The organism is Helicobacter pylori (assembly GCF_001998165.1).
GTDB classification, from domain to species: domain Bacteria; phylum Campylobacterota; class Campylobacteria; order Campylobacterales; family Helicobacteraceae; genus Helicobacter; species Helicobacter pylori_DL.
Genome location: NZ_MTWR01000013.1, coordinates 1 through 19,437, shown reverse-complemented (window position 1 = coordinate 19,437; position 19,437 = coordinate 1). Strand labels below are relative to the sequence as shown.

Annotated in this window: 17 protein-coding genes, 1 tRNA gene and 1 pseudogene; 6 read left to right on the top strand and 13 right to left on the bottom strand. The window is 40.2% G+C overall.

Going from position 1 to position 19,437, the window contains the following annotated elements; all coding sequences use genetic code 11:
* The first annotated feature begins 1 nt into the window (after position 1).
* Complete coding sequence (locus BZK24_RS02110; protein WP_077656421.1) at positions 2 to 349, top strand: hypothetical protein; 348 nt, start codon at positions 2 to 4, stop codon at positions 347 to 349.
* Positions 318 to 2,775, top strand: a pseudogene (locus tag BZK24_RS02105) (FtsK/SpoIIIE domain-containing protein). Before BZK24_RS02110 ends, BZK24_RS02105 begins: the two are co-directional and overlap by 32 nt.
* 84 nt (positions 2,776 to 2,859) lie before the next feature.
* Here BZK24_RS02105 and BZK24_RS02100 read toward each other — a convergent pair.
* The 10 genes from BZK24_RS02100 to glmM all read right to left on the bottom strand — a co-directional run bounded on the left by BZK24_RS02100 (position 2,860) and on the right by glmM (position 10,981).
* Positions 2,860 to 3,657, bottom strand: a complete 798-nt coding sequence (locus tag BZK24_RS02100; protein WP_077656429.1) for an urease accessory protein UreD — start codon at positions 3,655 to 3,657, stop codon at positions 2,860 to 2,862.
* Positions 3,657 to 4,256 carry an urease accessory protein UreG gene (gene ureG, locus BZK24_RS02095; protein WP_000238762.1) on the bottom strand — a complete coding sequence of 200 codons (600 nt, stop codon included), beginning with the start codon at positions 4,254 to 4,256 and terminating at the stop codon, positions 3,657 to 3,659. The genes BZK24_RS02100 and ureG overlap by 1 nt, the downstream gene beginning before the upstream one ends.
* A gap of 28 nt (positions 4,257 to 4,284) precedes the next feature.
* Entirely contained in the window at positions 4,285 to 5,049 is a 765-nt protein-coding gene (locus BZK24_RS02090; protein WP_077656420.1) for an urease accessory protein UreF, read from the bottom strand.
* An 11-nt stretch (positions 5,050 to 5,060) separates the two neighbouring features.
* Positions 5,061 to 5,573: an urease accessory protein UreE gene (gene ureE, locus BZK24_RS02085; RefSeq protein ID WP_000583045.1), complete on the bottom strand. Its 513-nt coding sequence runs from the start codon at positions 5,571 to 5,573 to the stop codon at positions 5,061 to 5,063.
* A gap of 1 nt (position 5,574) precedes the next feature.
* Positions 5,575 to 6,162: an acid-activated urea channel protein UreI gene (ureI, locus tag BZK24_RS02080; protein ID WP_000901257.1), complete on the bottom strand. Its 588-nt coding sequence runs from the start codon at positions 6,160 to 6,162 to the stop codon at positions 5,575 to 5,577.
* Between the two features lie 220 nt (positions 6,163 to 6,382).
* Positions 6,383 to 8,092, bottom strand: a complete 1,710-nt coding sequence (ureB, locus tag BZK24_RS02075; RefSeq protein WP_000724295.1) for an urease subunit beta — start codon at positions 8,090 to 8,092, stop codon at positions 6,383 to 6,385.
* A 3-nt stretch (positions 8,093 to 8,095) separates the two neighbouring features.
* Entirely contained in the window at positions 8,096 to 8,812 is a 717-nt protein-coding gene (gene ureA / locus BZK24_RS02070) for an urease subunit alpha (protein ID WP_000779231.1), read from the bottom strand.
* Positions 8,813 to 9,080: 268 nt separating this feature from the next.
* Positions 9,081 to 9,156, bottom strand: a tRNA-Val gene (locus BZK24_RS02065).
* Positions 9,157 to 9,176: 20 nt separating this feature from the next.
* Positions 9,177 to 9,650 (bottom strand): signal peptidase II, encoded by a 474-nt coding sequence (gene lspA, locus BZK24_RS02060; protein ID WP_077656419.1) that lies wholly within the window; start codon positions 9,648 to 9,650, stop codon positions 9,177 to 9,179.
* Positions 9,644 to 10,981, bottom strand: coding sequence for a phosphoglucosamine mutase (glmM, locus tag BZK24_RS02055; RefSeq protein WP_077656418.1), 1,338 nt, complete (start codon positions 10,979 to 10,981; stop codon positions 9,644 to 9,646). The genes lspA and glmM overlap by 7 nt, the downstream gene beginning before the upstream one ends.
* Before the next feature lie 89 nt (positions 10,982 to 11,070).
* Here glmM and rpsT point away from each other — a divergent pair, with 89 nt between their 5' ends.
* From rpsT to BZK24_RS02035, 4 genes are all read left to right on the top strand, one after another.
* Entirely contained in the window at positions 11,071 to 11,340 is a 270-nt protein-coding gene (gene rpsT / locus BZK24_RS02050) for a 30S ribosomal protein S20 (protein WP_001273615.1), read from the top strand.
* Positions 11,341 to 11,464: 124 nt separating this feature from the next.
* Positions 11,465 to 12,523 (top strand): peptide chain release factor 1, encoded by a 1,059-nt coding sequence (gene prfA, locus BZK24_RS02045; RefSeq protein ID WP_077656417.1) that lies wholly within the window; start codon positions 11,465 to 11,467, stop codon positions 12,521 to 12,523.
* 398 nt (positions 12,524 to 12,921) lie between these two features.
* On the top strand, positions 12,922 to 13,704 hold the full coding sequence (locus BZK24_RS02040; RefSeq protein WP_077656416.1) for an outer membrane protein: 783 nt from the start codon (positions 12,922 to 12,924) through the stop codon (positions 13,702 to 13,704).
* Between the two features lie 243 nt (positions 13,705 to 13,947).
* The gene (locus tag BZK24_RS02035) at positions 13,948 to 15,720 is read left to right on the top strand and encodes a dentin sialophosphopreproprotein (RefSeq protein ID WP_077656415.1); all 1,773 of its coding nucleotides are present in this window, start codon (positions 13,948 to 13,950) and stop codon (positions 15,718 to 15,720) included.
* Positions 15,721 to 16,109: 389 nt separating this feature from the next.
* On the opposite strand, the gene BZK24_RS02030 is transcribed toward BZK24_RS02035, so the two are convergent.
* From BZK24_RS02030 to rplM, 3 genes are all read right to left on the bottom strand, one after another.
* Positions 16,110 to 18,131 carry a methyl-accepting chemotaxis protein gene (locus tag BZK24_RS02030; RefSeq protein ID WP_077656414.1) on the bottom strand — a complete coding sequence of 674 codons (2,022 nt, stop codon included), beginning with the start codon at positions 18,129 to 18,131 and terminating at the stop codon, positions 16,110 to 16,112.
* 145 nt (positions 18,132 to 18,276) lie between these two features.
* Positions 18,277 to 18,666: a 30S ribosomal protein S9 gene (gene rpsI, locus BZK24_RS02025; RefSeq protein WP_077656413.1), complete on the bottom strand. Its 390-nt coding sequence runs from the start codon at positions 18,664 to 18,666 to the stop codon at positions 18,277 to 18,279.
* The gene (rplM, locus tag BZK24_RS02020; RefSeq protein ID WP_000167675.1) at positions 18,663 to 19,088 is read right to left on the bottom strand and encodes a 50S ribosomal protein L13; all 426 of its coding nucleotides are present in this window, start codon (positions 19,086 to 19,088) and stop codon (positions 18,663 to 18,665) included. Before rplM ends, rpsI begins: the two co-directional genes overlap by 4 nt.
* Positions 19,089 to 19,437 lie beyond the last annotated feature (349 nt).

The following is a 19,437-nucleotide window of genomic DNA, read 5'->3' as shown; positions in this document are numbered from 1 at the left end:
AATGTTTTCTCATAAAGTTTTTTTGGAGGGTTGCACCAATGAGTTAAGAAAGATTTGCGATGAATTTGTAGAAAACGCCATGCAAGATGATTTAGGGCAGAAACTTAAAAGTGAGGCGCTAGAGGAGATGCTAAAAATCGCGCATGACTTAGAAAATTTAGAGCAAGACACTCAATACCAAAGAAGAAAAATCAACGATCAAATTGAAGAAGCCAAGTCTTTGGAGGGGCGAATTGATATGAATTTCCATCCATCAAGCGAGATCGATAGGCTTATGCGTGAAGCCAAAGAGCATGAAAGAGAAGCCAAGAGGCACTATGATGAATATCTTAAGGATAAAAATGATTGATGCGGGTAATTTATTAAAAGAACTGGACGACGCCTTAGATAAAGTTGTTGCTAAAAAAGAGCCAGAGAGTTTTCTCAAGCCGATCGCCTCACAAATAGAGAACTATCAAAAGAGGATCAGGCAAGTTCAAGCGCAATTCACAGACGCGCCACAATTCAATGAAACGACCACTTACCCACAATTTTTAAGCTGTGGTTTATTGCATGTTAGGGGCAAAAATGGCACTAATATGGAATTTTGCTTACCTAAAGTTTATCCTTTCCCCCCTAAAAGCTTGTATATAGAGCATGAAAAAGACGGGCAGTTTTTGAGAGAAATGCTCATGCGCTTACTCTCCAGCGCGCCTTTAGTGCAATTAGAGATCGTCTTGATTGATGCGTTGAGTTTGGGGGGCATTTTCAATCTGGCCAGAAGGCTTTTAGATAAAAACAATGACTTTATTTACCAGCAAAGGATTTTAACCGAAAGCAAGGAAATAGAAGAAGCCCTAAAGCATTTGTATGAATACTTAAAGGTTAATTTGCAAGAAAAATTGGCCGGTTTTAGAGATTTTGCGCATTATAATGAAAACGAGAAAGACCCCTTGCCTTTAAAAGCGCTTTTTTTAAGCGGGGTAGATGCTTTAAGTCAAAACGCGCTTTATTATTTGGAAAAGATCATGCGTTTTGGCTCTAAAAATGGGGTTTTGAGCTTTGTCAATTTGGAGAGCGAAAAAAAACAATAAATCCGCAGAAGATTTGAAACGCTATGCGGAGTTTTTTAAAGACAGGACAAGCTTTGAACGCTTAAAATACCTTAATGTAGAAGTGATCAACGATCAAGGTATTAAATCCCAGCACATGAAAGACTTCGCTGATAAAATCAAAGCGTATTACAAGCAAAAAAAAGAAGTTAAAAGGGAGTTGAAGGACTTACAAAGAGACAAAGAATTTTGGACTAAAAGCTCTCAGCATGAGGTGGTTGTGCCGGTAGGGTGGGATATTAACCATAAGGAAGTGTGTTTTGAAATCGGTGAAGCGCAAAACCACACGCTCATTTGCGACCACAGCGGGAGCGGGAAATCCAATTTCTTGCATGTGTTGATTCAAAATCTAGCTTTCTACTATGCACCCGATGAAGTCCAACTCTTTTTGTTAGACTATAAAGAGGGGGTGGAATTTAACGCGTATGTAGCCGATCCCGCTTTAGAGCATGCGAGGTTGGTGAGCGTGGCGAGTTCAGTCTCTTATGGCATCACTTTCTTGAAATGGCTTTGTGATGAAATGCAAAAAAGAGCCGAGCTGTTCAAGCAGTTTAATGTGAAAGATTTGAGCGATTACCGCAAGCATGAAAAAATGCCCAGATTGATCGTGGTGATTGATGAATTTCAGGTGCTTTTTAGCGACAACTCCACTAAAGGGAAAGAGAGCGTGGAGGGGCATTTAAACACCCTGCTTAAAAAGGGCCGCAGCTATGGGGTGCATTTAGTTTTAGCCACTCAAACCATGCGCGGCACTGACATTAATCCAAGCTTTAAGGCTCAAATCGCCAACCGCATCGCTTTGCCCATGGACGCAGAAGACAGCAGTAGTGTTTTGGGCGATGATGTAGCTTGTGAGATTCAAAAACTAGAAGGCATTTTCAACAACAACGGAGGGCATAAAAAATACCACACCAAGATGAGTATCCCTAAAGCCCCTGATGACTTCACAGCGTTTATCAAAAAAATCCATGAAGAATTTAACCAAAGAAATCTCACCCCCATAGATCGTAAAATCTATAATGGCGAGACACCTTTAAAAATGCCCAATATCCTTAAGGCTAATGAAATGCGTTTGCATCTAGGCAAAACAGTGGATTATGAGCAAAAGGATCTGATAGTGGAGTTTGAAAGTAACGAATCGCATTTGTTGGTGGTGAGTCAAAATTTACAGGATCGTATCGCTTTAATGAAGCTTTTATTCCAAAACATTAAGAGTGCGAACAAAGAATTGGTTTTTTGCAATAAAGAAAAACGCTTGATAAGGTCTTTTGATGCACAAAAAGAATACGGCATCACGCCTGTAGAAAATATCTTAAGCGTTTTAGACACCGCTATGAATCCTAACAGCGCGCTTGTGATAGACAATCTCAACGAAGCGAAAGAATTGCACGACAAAGTAGGGGCGGAAAAGTTAAAATCGTTTTTAGAAAAAGCCATAGACAACGAGCAGTATTGCGTCATCTTTGCGCATGACTACAGACAAATTAAAACTAATTACCATTTTGACAAGTTAAAAGAATTGTTAAACCACCACTTCAAGCAATGCCTAGCCTTTAGGTGCAATGGGGAAAACTTGAACGCTATCAAAAGCGATTTGCCTTCACCAAGCAAACCCAACGCGCTATTTGTAAAGCTTTCCAAAGACAGCCACACTGAGTTTAGGTCCTTCAGTTTACAAGGTTAAAAAAAGAGAGTTAAAAAAAGAGAGTTAAAAAAAAGTGGGGGGGGAGTAAAAAGACTAAAGGGATTTAATCTTTTTAAAGCGTTTTCAAACCTTTTGCGTGATGGTTTGCGTGGTGAAACGAGCGATTTTTTCCCTTAAATGCAATAAGGGTTCTGATCCTTTCGCTAAAGCTTTCACACATAAATGAGAACTAGCGATTTCACTCACGGCTCCATCCACCCCTTCGCTTTCTTCAATGTATTCTCGCACACCAGAGAGCTCTATGGGGCAATTGACAAGCACCAGATTCAAATAATGCGTATAGCCATCAAACATGCACATATTCATCATGTCGGTGGTTTTGGGATCTAAAATCGTATTATCATAATAGATGGGCTTCTCATCTTGTAAAATAGAGATTTTGGTGTGCAAGCGGTTGAATTTAAACAACTCATTGCGTGCCACTCGCCCGGCGACAATGATTTCACTATAAAGCAATTGAGAGCTAGAGCACAAAGAAATCGTGGTGTTGCCCTTAAAATGCGCGTTTTCAAAGGGGATTAATGGGAAAGGCGCGAAGTCTAAAAAAGCGTTTTCCCCCACAACAATATGCATGCCTCTGCTGGCAAACCCGTCTTCAGTGTTATGGATTTTTTCAAAGGATTGCGAAGTGATCCTTAGCTTGCAATTTTGACCGATGCTTAATTGCACATCTTGTGCATCGCCTTTCATTAAGCCAGGGCTTACCGCTAAAAGCATGATTTCAGCTAAATCGTCTTTAGGGTAAAAGGGCACCATGAGCTTGAAGGGGGGCGTGAAGAAATTGTCTTCAATCACGCACCGCCCGTCAGCCCCTATTTTGGTTTTTAACCTGAGCTTGGATTCTTGAGCGTAAGTGTTCATCAATCTTCCAATAAAGCGTTGCGCTTGATCCATGCGATCACATCGTCTAAGCCTTCTTTAGCGCGGATATTCGTAAAAATAAAGGGCTTTTCGCCGCGCATTTTTTTAGAATCCCTTTCCATGACTTTCAAGTCCGCTCCCACATAGGGGGCTAAGTCAATCTTATTGATGACAAGCAAGTCTGAACGCGTGATTCCTGGGCCGCCTTTCCTGGGGATTTTATCGCCCTCAGCCACATCAATCACAAAAATCGTAAAGTCCGCTAGCTCTGGGTTGAAGGTCGCTGAAAGGTTGTCGCCTCCGCTTTCAATCAAAAGCAGTTCCAAATTAGGGAAACGACCATGCATTTCTTCTACCGCTTCTAAATTCATAGAAGCGTCTTCTCTAATGGCGGTGTGCGGACAGCCTCCCGTTTCTACGCCAATAATCCTCTCTCGTGGCATCACCGAATTTTTACACATAAACTCTGCGTCTTCTTTAGTGTAAATATCATTAGTGATAACCGCCATGTCATAATCCTTTGACATGTGGCGCGTTAAAGCTTCAATCAAGGCGGTTTTACCGCTTCCTACAGGACCACAAACTCCAATTTTTACCATAAAATTCCTTTCAATTTGAGATTAAAATTCAAGACATATAAAGGCGCGAGTATAAACTCTCATGCTGCATCGCCTTAATGTCGTTTTGAACGCTTGCCGCACACAAGTAGTTTTCGTCTAACTCTAGGGTTTTTTCTATGAGCTGGTTAAAAGGGCTTTGCAAGCTCAATAAGATTTTTTGCCCGTCGTTTTGGGATAAGGGGACGCTTTTAACGCAGTTGATTACCATGTTAGAAGTTTGCGCATAAAGATAATGCCTTAAAGCCTTTTTTAATTCCATATTCAAACTCGCCGCAAAAACGCCATAGCTAGTGGCATGGGTGGGATCTTTGGTTGTTTGAGCGTAAGCGTTAAAAAATGCACCCATGTCTAATTCGTTCATGGCTTGTAAGGTTTTAATGAAACGATTGCCTAGCTTTTGATTGGCTAATCGTAATTCCATGGGGCTTGTGGATAGCCTAATGACTTCTTCAATCCCTAAGATTTTTTTTAAATCCTGTTGGAGGGCGCTTTCATAGGTTAATTTCAAGCTCAGCATTTCCGTATAAAGGAACTGGCTAGAAAGATTAGCCTTTAAATACTCTAAAGCACTTTCTTTATTGGTAACCTTTTTTTGCTGGATGTAAGTTTCTAGCCCAAAAGAATGCGTGTAAGAGCCAATAGGGAACACCGCATCATTGACTTGTAAGATCAGAAATTCATTATCCACATGAGCATTGTTGTCTGTCTTTGGAGTTTTTGGGGGCGTACCCACGCTTTTTTCAGTGCTTTTCACGCTCTTTCCTTTATCCATTTGTTATTTTTCTATTTCATGACCACTTTAAAATCGCTCGCTAGCGAGACCTTAAAATTAGGCTCACTATGGGGCATGCTCACGGTTAAGCGTTCTTTGGAATCCAGTTTTGAACTTAAAACACGATTTTGAACCCCTAGCTTTTCTAGTAACGCTAGTGTAGGCTTTTCAAATGGTGTTTTAAATTCAAATTGAGACTCGCCATAGTATAAAGCCGCATGGCGGTTTCCTATTTCGTAGCATATTTTCGCTACTTCTGCCACGCTCTTAGCTTGGATGTGAATGACTTCAGAATCCAAGATATTAACGGCGATAATTCCCTTCTCTTCTTTAAATAAAATATCCCCTTGAGAGAGACCCAACTTGGGAGCGTCTTTAAGGCGTATGGCTATGTCTTTGCCTTGCCTGGTTTTAAAACGAGCGATCTTTTTCCTCGTTTCAAACCATTCCAAATCCACATAATCCACGCTGAAATCCAAGGGGTTTAAATCCCTTAGATTGCCTATTAAACGCTCTATGATCATCTCACACCCAGTGTTGGATAAAGAGTAACCAAGCAGGGATCCAAGCGGTTAAAATACCTTCAATGATAGCAAGCCATGGAGTGAATTTCCCTAAAGGGATTTTCAAGATGTTTTCAATGAAAGCGGTAAGCCACAAAACACCCCAAGCCAACCAAATGATCGCCCACCAATCGCCTTCAGTGATGCCTAACACTTTGTGGTCATCAAGCATATCGCTATAGTGGGATAAAATCGCAGCAGGAACAGTGTTGATCGCTACGAATAAGCTATACCAAGAATACGGCCTCCAATCCAAACCAAAAGTGTGGTTGATAGCTGCATACAAGTAGGTAAAACCAAACAATAACCCAGTCGCTGGCCCATAGAAATTAGTTAAATGGTGCGATACTTGAGCAATATCTTCAGCACCTTCTACAGGGGCTGTAGGGTTGAGAGCGGAATAAGTGATGACAACCACATTACAAATAATGGAAAGCCCGCCCACAAAAAAGTTCATCACCGCAGTGCTTTTAGGATCGACTTTGGTTAATCCGCAAATCCCGTTGCTGATTAAAACAATCCCAACATATAACAATACAAGTCCTAGCATTGCCTTTTCCTTCCAAACAAAAATTTTTACAACAAACGCACCTTACGAATAACTTTTGTTGCTTGAGCTAATCATAAAGAAAAATAGTAAATTGACAAAAAATAAAAACAAAAAAAAGCCCCCAATTTTTTGATAAACAAAAAATCAGAGAGCTAAAAAATAAGGACTAAGGAGTGTCGCTCCTAAAAATCCTAGAAAATTAAAAATCCTAGAAAAAATCCTAGAAAATGCTAAAGAGTTGTGCCAAGCTCACTTTATTGGCTGGTTTAGAAGTGACTTCTTTGCCATCCACGAACACATGGTAAGTTTCAGGATTGACTTCAATGTGAGCGGTAGTGTCGTTGAATTGCATGTCTTTTTTAGTGATATTTCTGCAATTTTTTACCGGCAACACTTGTCTTTCAAGTCCTAATTCTTCTTTAATGCCTTTATCATAAGCCGCTTGAGACACAAAAGTGATGTTTGCATCGTATTTAGCTTTACCATGATGAGCGAACATTTCTCTGTAATAAACTGGTTGTGGGGTAGGGATAGAAGCGTTTGCATCGCCCATTTGGCTTAACGCAATGAATCCGCCTTTAATGATCATGTTGGGTTTCACGCCAAAGAATGCTGGACTCCACAATACCAAGTCAGCCACTTTGCCCACTTCTACAGAACCTACATACTCGCTAATCCCATGAGCGATCGCTGGGTTAATGGTGTATTTAGACAAGTAGCGTTTGATTCTGAAGTTGTCGTTATCGCCTTTTTCTTCTTTCAAGCGGCCAAATTCTTTTTTGTTTTTGTCAGCTGTTTGCCAAGTCCTAGTGATAACTTCACCCACACGACCCATCGCTTGAGAGTCAGAACTGGTGATTGAGAAAATCCCCATGTCATGCAAAGTGTCTTCAGCCGCAATGGTTTGAGGGCGGATCCTTGAATCAGCGAACTGGACATCTTCTTTAATGCTTTTATCCAAGTGGTGGCACACCATAAGCATGTCCATGTGTTCGGCTTCTGTATTCACGGTGAAAGGGATAGTGGGGTTAGTGGAAGCGGGTAGGATGTTGTGTTCACCGGCTACTTTAATAATATCAGGAGCGTGTCCGCCACCAGCGCCTTCAGTGTGGAAAGTGTGCATAGTGCGTCCGGCAATAGCAGCCATAGTGTCTTCCACGCAACCGGCTTCATTCAAAGTGTCTGTGTGGATAGCGACTTGCACATCGTATTTGTCCGCAACGTCTAACGCATGATTGATTGCAGAAGGAGTGGTACCCCAGTCTTCGTGGATTTTAAAGCCAATCGCACCAGCTTCAATTTGATCGGCTAAGCTCGCGTCGTTAGAAGCGTTACCTTTAGCTAAGAAACCTAAGTTCATAGAATATTCTTCAGCCGCTCTGAGCATCCATTTTAAATTTCTTCTGCCTGGAGTGATAGTAGTCGCATTAGTGCCATCAGCAGGACCGGTTCCGCCACCAATCATGGTTGTTACACCGCTTGCAAAAGCTGTAGGGATTTGTTGGGGTGAAATGAAGTGGATGTGTGTGTCAATACCACCAGCCGTTACGATCAAGCCTTCACCGGCTAGCGCTTCAGTAGCAGGACCCACGCTAAGATTGTTTTTAACGCCATCTTGCATGTCTTTGTTACCGCCTTTACCAATGCCAGCGATTTTGCCGTCTTTAATACCAATATCCGCTTTATAAATACCGGTGTAATCCACGATTAAAGCGTTAGTGATGATTAAATCCAGTTCTTCTTTGCTGGGGTTGTTGGATTGGCTCATGCCTTCTCTTAGGGTTTTACCGCCGCCGAATTTAAGCTCTTCGCCATAAATGGTGTAGTCATGTTCTACTTCAGCGATCAAGTCTGTATCGCCCAATCTCACTTTATCGCCTGTAGTAGGGCCATACATAGAAACATATTCTTTTCTGCTAATCTTTTTCATTTCTTACTCCTTAATTGTTTTTACATAGTGGTCATCGCTTTTAGCGCCATGAAAACCACGCTCTTTAGCTCTGTGTAAAGCAATTTTTTTGCTTTCGTTATCGGCTTGCCTATCAACCAATGCGTTAAATCCAAAGATTCTTCTGTTACCGCCAATGTCAATCAATTCTACGGATTTTTCTTCGCCAGGCTCAAACCTTACCGCTGTCCCGCTCGCAATGTCTAAGCGTTTGCCGAAAGTTTTTTCTCTGTCAAAGTCTAGGCATCTATTCACTTCAAAAAAATGGAAGTGTGAACCGATCTGAACGGGTCTGTCGCCCACGTTTTTAACTTTCACGCTAACGGCTTTTTTGCCTTCGTTGATAGTGATGTCTTCATTTTTTAAGAACAACTCACCAGGAACCAATTTACCATTAGCCTCAATAGGGGTATGCACGGTTACGAGTTTGGTCCCATCAGGAAACATCGCTTCAATACCCACTTCATGGATCATGCTTGCCACGCCATCCATCACATCATCCGGTTTTAAAAGAGTGCGCCCTTCTTGCATCAATTCAGCCGCAGTCTTTTTACCAGCTCTCGCTTCTTCCATAATATGGGCACTAATCAAAGCTACTGCTTCCACATAGTTAAGCTTAATGCCTTTTTCTTTGCGTTTCCTAGCTAATTCTCCAGCGTAGTGGAGCATCAACTTATCTAACTCTTTTGGGGTGAGTTTCATCTCATTCTCCTATTCTTAAAGTGTTTTTCCTTGAAGACATAACGCAATCAAGGTTGGAGTAATTGTAGCAATGTTTTGATTTACTAAGATTAACAGAAGCGTTCATTAACTAATTATTATTTAAAATAAATTAATGTTATAGCTTTGAAGCGCTATCAAGGCGTTATTGGGAGCGCGTTTAATACCCTTTAAAATCATTTGATAAAATCAAAAACCCACAAAAAAATGAGAACTAGAATTGGAGTTATAATGAGTAATTGAGTAATAATGGTGGCCACGACTGGACTTGAACCAGCGGCCACTACCATGTCAAGGTAGTGCTCTACCAACTGAGCTACGCGACCTTTTATTTTAAAAAGGGCAATTATGCCTTAATTTTGTTTTGTTTTTGCTTAAAAACGAATTGTCTTAACAATAAAACGCCCACGCCCACATCTATCATCACATCAGCGAAATTAAAAATGGCAAAATCAAAGCCATAATGATAATACACATAATCCACCACGCCCCCATGCACAAACCGGTCTAAAACATTAGAAACCCCGGCGCCAAACACCATGCCAAATTCTATCGCATGGCTTTTAAAAAGCTCCTTTTGGCGCATTAAAAAGATAAAAAGCCCTAAAATCAAAAGGATTTGCAAGTATTTCAAACCCCCATCTAAAAAACTGAGTAAGGAAAACGCCACGCCCTTATTGAACACTAAAACAATATCTATAACCAAACTTTCATAGCGAAACCCCTCTAAAATAGCGTGTTTAATCGCTTGATCCACGCCAAAAATAAGGAAAAAAACCCCTATAAAAATCAATAGGCTTTTTTTAGTGGCGTTTAGCACAAATGCCCTTCAAAAAATTCTTTCAATTCTTGCATTTTGGATTCTAAAAGTTTTTCGTCTTTAGCTTCTAAAAGGATTCGTAATTTGTTTTCAGTGCCGCTATAACGGATCAAATGGCGGATCTCTAGCTGGTCTAATTCTTTTAAAAGAGCGCTATAACCTTTCAGGCTTTCTAAAGGAGGCTTTTTTTGGACATTCAAATTCACTAGGCTTTGGGGGTATAATTCAAAGGGGTTTAACGCAACAGAGCTTACTTGCTTACTTTCTAACACTAATGCGCTCACTTGCAACGCACACACCAAACCATCGCCTGTTTTAGCGTAATCGCTAAAAATGATATGCCCGCTTTGCTCGCCTCCAAAATTGGCTTTGTTCAATTGCATGCATTCGCTCACAAACTTATCCCCAATCGCGCAATGCTTCAATTCTAAATCTTGGGATTTTAAGTATTCTTTAAGGGCTAAATTGCTCATGTTAGTAGCGACAATTGCTTGAGAAGAAAGGGCGTTTTTAGATTTTTGATAAACCCCTAACACCCCTAAAAGCTTATCCCCATGCACGATATTCCCTAAATTATCCACCACCACTAATCTGTCGGCATCGCCATCAAAAGCAAAGCCCAGATCCGCGCGGTATTTTTTCACTTCCTGGCTTAGTTGGTTAGGGTGTAAAGCCCCGCATTGCTCATTAATGTTACACCCATTAGGCTCATCATTAATCACTAACACATCAGCCCCAAGCTCGCTAAAAACGACCGGAGCCACCTTATAAGCCGCACCATTAGCGGTATCTAGCACGATCCTTAAACTCTGTAAATTCAAATGTTTGGGGAAAGAGTGTTTTAAATGCACGATATAGCGCCCTATGACATCATCTATCCTTTTAGCGCTGCCGATGCTCTCGCCCACTTTATAGCTAGAATGCAGTAATTCTTCATCATGAAAGATTTCTTCAATTGCTTTTTCTTCTTCTTCTTTAAGCTTATAACCATAAGAATTGAAAAACTTGATACCATTATCTTCAAAAGGGTTGTGGCTCGCGCTTATCATAATGCCCGCATCACAGCGCATGTCTTCGGTTAAAAACGCAATCGCAGGGGTAGGCATAGGTCCTATTTGAATCACGTTATAGCCTATGGAAGTTAAAGCGCTCACTAAAGCGTTTTCTACCATATAGCCGCTTTTTCTGGTGTCTTTACCGATTAGAATTTTATTCGTTTGAGAATGTTTTTTAAAATACAATCCGGCAGCAATGCCTAAACGCATCACAAACATGGGGGTGAGTTTCACCCCTGCTTTACCCCTCACGCCATCAGTCCCAAAAATTTTCATCGTTATAAAATACCTTTTAAACTATTTTTAATCAATTTTTAGATAGAATTATGCCAAATTTTACATTACAAAGGGATTAAAACAAGGCTATGGCAAATCATAAGTCCGCAGAAAAGCGAATCAGACAGACCATTAAAAGAACCGAACGCAACAGGTTCTATAAAACTAAAATTAAAAATATCATTAAAGCCGTGCGTGAAGCGGTCGCTGTCAATGATGTAGCAAAAGCTCAAGAGCGTTTGAAAATCGCTAACAAAGAATTGCATAAATTTGTCAGCAAAGGGATTTTAAAGAAAAACACCGCTTCTAGGAAAGTTTCAAGGCTTAACGCTTCAGTGAAAAAAATCGCTCTCGCTTAGTTTTGGGGCGTTTTTAACTTCTTTAAGCTCAGTAATGGGTTTTTGTTATTGGGCTTCTTTTTAAGTTCTGTGTTTTTTAGATTGTTGAATCTTTTATTCACATCTTTTTAATAGGTAGTCTCGCATGTCCATTCTAGCTGAAAAGCTTTCTTCCATTCTCAAACGATACGATGAACTCACAGCGTTGCTTTCCAGCGTTGAAGTGGTTAGCGACATTAAAAAACTCACCGAATTGAGCAAAGAGCAAAGCTCCATTGAAGAAATCTCTATAGCGAGCAAAGAGTATTTGAGTGTTTTAGAGGGCATTAAAGAAAATAAAGAGCTTTTAGAAGACAAGGAATTGAGCGAACTGGCTAAAGAAGAGTTAAAAATTTTAGAAATCCAAAAAAGCGATCTAGAAACTGCCATTAAACAACTCCTCATCCCCAAAGACCCTAACGATGATAAAAACATCTATTTAGAGTTAAGAGCCGGCACAGGGGGCGATGAAGCGGGCATTTTTGTAGGGGATTTGTTTAAAGCGTATTGCCGTTATGCGGATTTGAAAAAATGGAAAGTAGAGGTAGTGAGCTCTAGCGAAAACAGTGTAGGGGGCTATAAAGAAATCATCGCTTTGATTAAGGGCAAGGGCGTGTATTCAAGGCTCAAATTTGAAGCAGGCACGCATCGAGTCCAAAGAGTCCCTGAAACAGAATCTCAAGGGCGCATCCACACTTCCGCTATCACAGTAGCGGTCATGCCTGAAGTAGATGATGTGGAAGTTTCTATCAACCCTAGCGATTTAAAGATTGAAGTGTTTCGCGCTGGTGGGCATGGGGGGCAATGCGTCAACACCACAGACTCTGCGGTGCGCATCACGCACCTTCCCACCAATATCAGCGTGAGCATGCAAGATGAAAAATCCCAACATAAAAACAAGGATAAAGCCCTAAAAATCTTAAAAGCACGCCTTTATGAAAAACAAATTGAAGAGCAGCAACTCGCTAACGCCAAAGACCGAAAGGAGCAAGTGGGTAGTGGGGATAGGAGCGAACGGATCCGCACCTATAATTACCCGCAAAACCGCTTGAGCGAACATAGAATCAATTTAACTCTGTATAGTCTAGAAGAAATCATGCTTTCAGGGAATTTAGATGAAGTGATCAACCCTTTAATCGCCCACGCCCAAAGCCAGTTTGAATGAGATTTTTACACGATACGACAAAAGCGATAAAACGCCCAAGCCTTTTTTAAGATAGCTACCCACGACTACCACAAACCCTAACATGCTCTAAATTTTCGCCCCACAAAAACAGCGTAAGAGCTTCCATAAAATCTAGTTAAATATAATTTTAAATTCTTTATATATATAAATAAATTTTTAAAAAATAAAACGATTTATTTAACACATTCTTAACAAAAAATTCACTTTTTTGTGATATAACTCCAAAGCTCAATATTTGTAAGAGCGAATTGTATTCTGTAGAAGCGAATGCATGAGGACAACTCTCAAATTTTGATAGCTTTATATTTGCGTCATAGCATAGTATGAATGCAATAAAAAAAGAAATTCTTAGGATTTCTCACATTAAGGAGTTTTAAATGAAAAAGGTTTTTTTAGGTATGGCATTAGCTTTTAGTGTGTCCATGGCAGAAAAAAGCGGCGCGTTTTTAGGAGGGGGGTTTCAATATTCTAATTTAGAAAACCAAAACACCACCCGCACCCCAGGATCTAACAATAACACCCCGATAAACACTTCAATGTTTGGCGGTAATCAAGTAGCTCCAGCCCATCAAGCCCAAGCAACCTACACGCCAAGCGTGATCAACACCAATAATTACGGGCAAATGTATGGGGTAGATGCGATGGCAGGGTATAAGTGGTTCTTTGGCAAAACCAAACGCTTTGGCTTTAGATCTTATGGATACTACAGCTATAACCATGCGAATTTAAGCTTTGTGGGGAGCCAGCTTGGAATCATGGAGGGCGCGTCTCAAGTGAATGACTTCACTTATGGCGTGGGCTTTGATGCGCTCTATAACTTCTATGAAAGTAAAGAGGGCTATAACACAGCAGGGTTGTTCGTGGGCTTTGGGTTAGGAGGGGATTCGTTTATCGTTCAAGGAGAGAGCTACTTGAAATCTCAGATGCACATTTGCAACAACACCGCCGGCTGTTCAGCGAGCATGAACACGAGCTACTTCCAAATGCCTGTGGAATTTGGTTTTAGGAGCAATTTTTCTAAACACAGCGGGATTGAAGTGGGCCTTAAATTGCCTTTATTCACCAACCAATTCTATAAAGAAAGGGGCGTAGATGGATCAGTAGATGTGTTCTATAAAAGGAACTTCTCTATCTATTTTAACTACATGATCAACTTCTAAGCCTTTCTCTTCTTTCCAATAGAGGGTTTTCTCTCTGTTGGTTTCTTTTTTCTTTTTTTGTGATATTTGTTTTGTTGGGGGTTAGGTTTTTGTTTAAGAAAGTTTTTTAAAAACTAAAGAAGCGTTTAAAACAGAACCTTTTGTTTTGGGATTTGATTTTTTACTTTGGCTTGTTTTCAAAAGTCATTTTGATTTCTAAAAATAGTCTATAATGCTCGCAAGAGATATTTTTTAAGGTTATCAATGAAAGCTATAAAAATACTTTTTATAATGACACTCAGTTTAAACGCTATCAGCGTGAATAGGGCGTTGTTTGATTTAAAAGATTCGCAATTAAAAGGGGAATTAACGCCAAAAATAGTGAATTTTGGGGGTTATAAAAGCAGTACTGAAGAGTGGGGGGCTACTGCTTTAAACTATATCAATGCGGCTAATGGCGATGCGAAAAAATTCAGCGCGTTAGTGGAAAAAATGCGCTTTAACTCTGGCATCTTGGGGAATTTTAGAGCGCATGTGCGTTTGAGGCAAGCCCTAAAATTGCAAAAGAATTTGAAATATTGCCTAAAAATCATCGCTAGGGATTCTTTTTATAGTTACCGCACCGGTATTTATATCCCCTTAGGCATTTCTTTAAAAGATCAAAAAACGGCTCAAAAAATGCTCGCTGATTTGAGCGTGGTAGGGGCGTATCTTAAAAAGCAGCAAGAGAATGAAAAGGCTCAAAGCCCTTATTACAGGAGCAACAACTATTACAACTCCTACTATAGCCCTTATTATGGCATGTATGGCATGTATGGAATGGGCATGTATGGAATGTATGGCATGGGCATGTATGATTTTTATGACTTTTATGATGGCATGTATGGGTTCTACCCTAACATGTTTTTCATGATGCAAGTTCAAGACTACTTGATGTTAGAAAATTACATGTATGCGCTCGATCAAGAAGAGATTTTAGACCATGACGCCTCCATTAACCAACTTGATACGCCTACTGATGATGACAGAGACGATAAAGACGATAAATCTTCGCAACCAGCAAATCTCATGAGTTTTTATCGTGATCCCAAATTCAGCAAGGATATTCAAACCAACCGCTTGAATAGCGCTTTAGTCAATTTAGACAACAGCCGCATGCTCAAAGACAATTCGCTTTTCCACACCAAAGCCATGCCCACTAAAAGCGTGGATGCGATCACTTCTCAGGCTAAAGAGCTTAACCATTTAGTGGGGCAAATCAAAGAGATGAAGCAAGATGGGGCGAGTCCTAATAAGATTGATTCAGTGGTCAATAAAGCTATGGAGGTTAGGGACAAATTAGACAACAACCTCAACCAACTAGACAATGACTTAAAAGATCAAAAAGGGCTTTCAAGCGAGCAGCAAGCCCAAGTGGATAAAGCCTTAGACAGCGTGCAACAATTAAGCCATAGCAGCGGTGTGGTGGGGAATTATTTAGACGGGAGTTTGAAAATTGATGGCGATGATAGAGACGATTTGAATGATGCGATGAGTAACCCTATGCAACAACCTATGCAGCAAACGCCCATTAACAACATGGACAACACCCATGTAAATGACAGCAAAGATCAAGGGGGTAACGCGCTCATAAACCCTAACAGCACCACCAACGATGATCACAACGATGATCACATGGATACTAACACCACTGACACCGGCAACGCAAACGACACCCCCACTGATGATAAAGATGCTAGCAGCAACAATACCGGCGATATGAATAACACGGACACCGGTAACACCGACACCGGCAATACGGATACCGGTAACACTGATGATATGAGCAACATGAACAACGGCAACGATGATACGGGTAACACTAACGACGACATGGGTAATAGCAACGACATGGGCGATGACATGAATAACGCGAACGACATGAACGACGACATGGGTAACAGCAACGATGACATGGGCGATATGGGGGATATAAACGATGACATGGGTGGCGATATGGGAGACATGGGGGATATGGGTGGCGATATGGGGAATTGAGATTAAACCCCAACATCAAAGAGTGATAGCCAAAACTTAATATTTTTATTTATAATTCTTTTAGGGTGGTAGGGGGGTATTTTGGCGATGAATACCCCTTTAACCCCCAAAACTAACACTCCCCCTAAGAACGCTTTTAAAAATCCAACCAAAGCTTTTTATCATCAAACTAGTGCAAAAACTCCGTCCTTTAGGGTGCAAGATGTAAGCGCTTAGGCTATATTCAAGCTAACAAAATACCTCTAATCTTTTTAGGGTAAGAAATGCCCATGCAGACTTTAAAGATCCTTTCATGTTAGCGTCCGTTAGAACACTTTACAGCTAGAAAGCCCCTTGCTTTAAAAAAAGGGCGGTTCCACCTTTCAGACGCTCAAAATTAAAAGCAGAAACTAAAATTTCTTCTTGCTCACATCTTCTAAAATATCTTGGGAGATCCCATCAATTTTGGTGCTGACTTGTAAAGAATGGTTAGCGATAGTCAAATTATCCTGCACATCTTGTTGCAAAGCGTTAATGGAGTTGTGGATGTTTTCTACGCCCTTATTTTGCATTTTGATAGACTCGGCGTTATCGGCGATGCTTTGAACTAAAATATTAATATTGGCTTCAATTTCGCTGAGGGATTTTTGCGTCCTTTCAGCGAGCTTCCTCACTTCATCAGCCACCACCGCAAAGCCTCTGCCATGCTCACCGGCCCTTGCGGCTTCAATAGCAGCGTTTAGGGCTAAAAGATTGGTTTGATCGGCAATATCTCTAATCATATCCACCACGCTTTTAATGTCTTCGCCTTGAGAGATCATCTCTTGGCTTTTAGAATCAATTGTTGTGATAATATTAGTGATTTCTTCTAAGGATTGAGTGGTGTTTTTCAAGCTTCTTTCTTGTTTGTGAGCGGTTTTAGTCAAGTTATCCACGCAAGTTTTTAAATCTTTGGATTCATGATTGAGCGCGTTTGCAAACCCTAAAGAAGCTTTAAGCATGCTAGAAATTTCTTGCCCTAAAGTGTTGAGCGCTTTTTCCATGTTGGCTTTAGGGTTTTGGATGTGGTGGGTGAAATCTAGGTTTTTATAATGCTCTAGGGCGTTATTTAGGGCTTCAATATTGGCGCCAATTTGGTTGCGGAAATACTGGATAATGCTATTAATGGTGTTTCTTAAAGCTTGCAAGTCTTTGTTTTTAGGCACGCATGCGATTTCTTGCGTGAAATCCCCATTTTCCACATGATTGGTTACTTCAATGCTGTTTTGAATGGCTTTGTTATCGGCTTGAATGTTTTCTTGGGTTTTAAGGATGTTTTCATTGATAGAAGCTTGCATTTGCCCGATTTCATCATAAGCGCTTGGGGGCGTTAGGCTTATGGCATGGTTATTTTTGGGGTTATTGAGCAGGTTGAAAAAATCATTTAGGGTGTTATTGACCCTACTGATGCGTTTGGTTATGAGACTAGAAATGATGATAAAGACTAAAAGGGCTAACACCAGCACGCCTAAAATCAAAGTGGTGATGATAATGTATCTGGTATTTGTCGCTTCTTGAAAGACCAAAGATTTATTGACATATTTCCCAATCGCCCAACGCCAATGGTTGCCGTTATTTTCTTTTCCTTCAAAAAAATCAAAGGGTTGTATGGCTAAAAAGGTTTCTGTATCCCCGCTCAATGAATGGTAGCTCAAAGTTCCGGCTTCGTTGTTGTTGTAATATTCCACAGCTTTAGCGACTCTTCTATCCGGATTGATAGCGCTTAAGATTTTATCTTGAATCCCACGATTAGGGTTGATTAAAAGCCTGCCGTCTTTCCCCATTAAAAAGGTGTTGCTCTTTTTCTTGCCTACCACATCTGTATAAAAGGCATCAATGTTTAAAAAGAGGTTTAAAGCGCCTATAACATTTTGATTTTTATCCTTTAAGGGGAGGGTAATATCCATGCCATAGATTTTATTGCCATCAACCTCTTTATAATAGGGATCTGAACGGGTTATACTTTTGAGCGAATGGATTTGATTGATCATGTTTTCATTGAGCGCGATACTAGGGTAAGCGATTTTTGAATTGATGTTCATGGCAGTGATCGCTCGTTTGTCATCGTTAGCATAAAGAGCACTAATCAATAACACATGGGGGTTTGCCAACAAAAACTCAGAGAGCATGCGCTTTTTTAGGGTGTCGTTGATAGAGCCATTTTCATCGCTTAAAAACCTTTCAAGGGTGTTAGCGCCCATAAAAATACGCTTCATAATGCCTTGAATTTTAAAACTGACTAACTGAGCTTTTTTTTGCAACAATTCTGTGGCTTGGTGTTGCAACACGCTTTCAACCTTGTGGTTGATAATAAAGCCCATAATAGCGCTAATCGCTATAACGACCGCGCACACCATCACCACAATCTTAAAACCAATTTTTGTAGATTTCATTCCCTTTGCCCTTTTAAAACGAATTGATAGAGAACGATCATTATACATTATTATTTTGAAATTTTAATAAAAAAAAGAGAACAAAAAAGCAGAAAATAAAAGAGAGCCAAAGCCCCCCCAAAGGAGAGGCAAAAAGAAATAAAAATTACCTTTTGGAGAATTGCGGGCTTCTTCTGGCCTTTCTTTTACCATATTTTTTGCGTTCAACCACCCTTGAATCCCTAGTGAGCAAGCCCTTAGGTTTTAAAATGGCTCTAAAAGCAATATCATAAGCGTTCAAGGCTTTAGAAATGCCATGCCTTAAGGCTTCCGCTTGCGCCGAATAGCCCCCACCAAAAACCACCGCTTTAATATCCACAGATTGTTCTTGTTTGGTTAAAAGTAAAGGTTGCATGACTTTCATTTTAATGGCTTCATGCCCGCCTAACCATTGATTCAGGCTTTGCTCATTGATACTCAATTCGCCTTTACCCGAAGTGAGCCACACTTTAGCGATAGCGGTTTTTCTTTTACCGGTAGCATAGATTTTTCTCATTTAGCGTCCTTTTTGCTAGTTTGTGCGGTGTGAGGGTGCTTATCATCACGATAAACTTTGAGCTTTTTAATCATCGCTTTCCCTAATTTCGTTTTAGGGAGCATGCCCCTAACGGCTAAGTGGTAGAGCTTTTCAGGGGTTTTTTCTAGCATTTCTTGGAGAGTCTTGCTCTTGGTGCTGCCAAAATAGCCTGAATGAGTAAAATACTCTTTATCTTCTAATTTCATGCCTGAAAATTTAACCTTATTGGCGTTGATAACCACCACAAAATCCCCACAATCCACATTAGGGGTGTAAAAAGGGCGGTGTTTGCCTCTTAAAAGCACAGCGATTTCAGTGATCAAGCGGCCAAAAACTTTGTCTTTAGCGTCCAAAACGACCCAATCACGAACGATGTCATTGACTTTAGCGGTCTTTGTCATAAGAATCCTTTGATAAAATTAAAGCACCCATTATAAGGAAATAAGCTTAAATATTACTGAATTTAAGGAAAGTTTAAAGTTTAAAAATAAGGTTTTTTAAAAAATTTGTTTGATTGCTTTTGATTTTATGGTCAAACTCATTTCTTAAGTAAAACGCATTTCTTAAGGGGATAGGGGGGATTTTGAAATAACCTTACCCCTACAACCCCAACTAAAAACCTCCTAAACCCAAAAAAAAACGCTTAAAAAATTACTACTTGATTAAAGATAAGCTCTTTACTATTTCTAGCCTATAGCGGTATTTTATTTGAAACAAAAACTGGCAATAGAAATATTTATACCATACAAA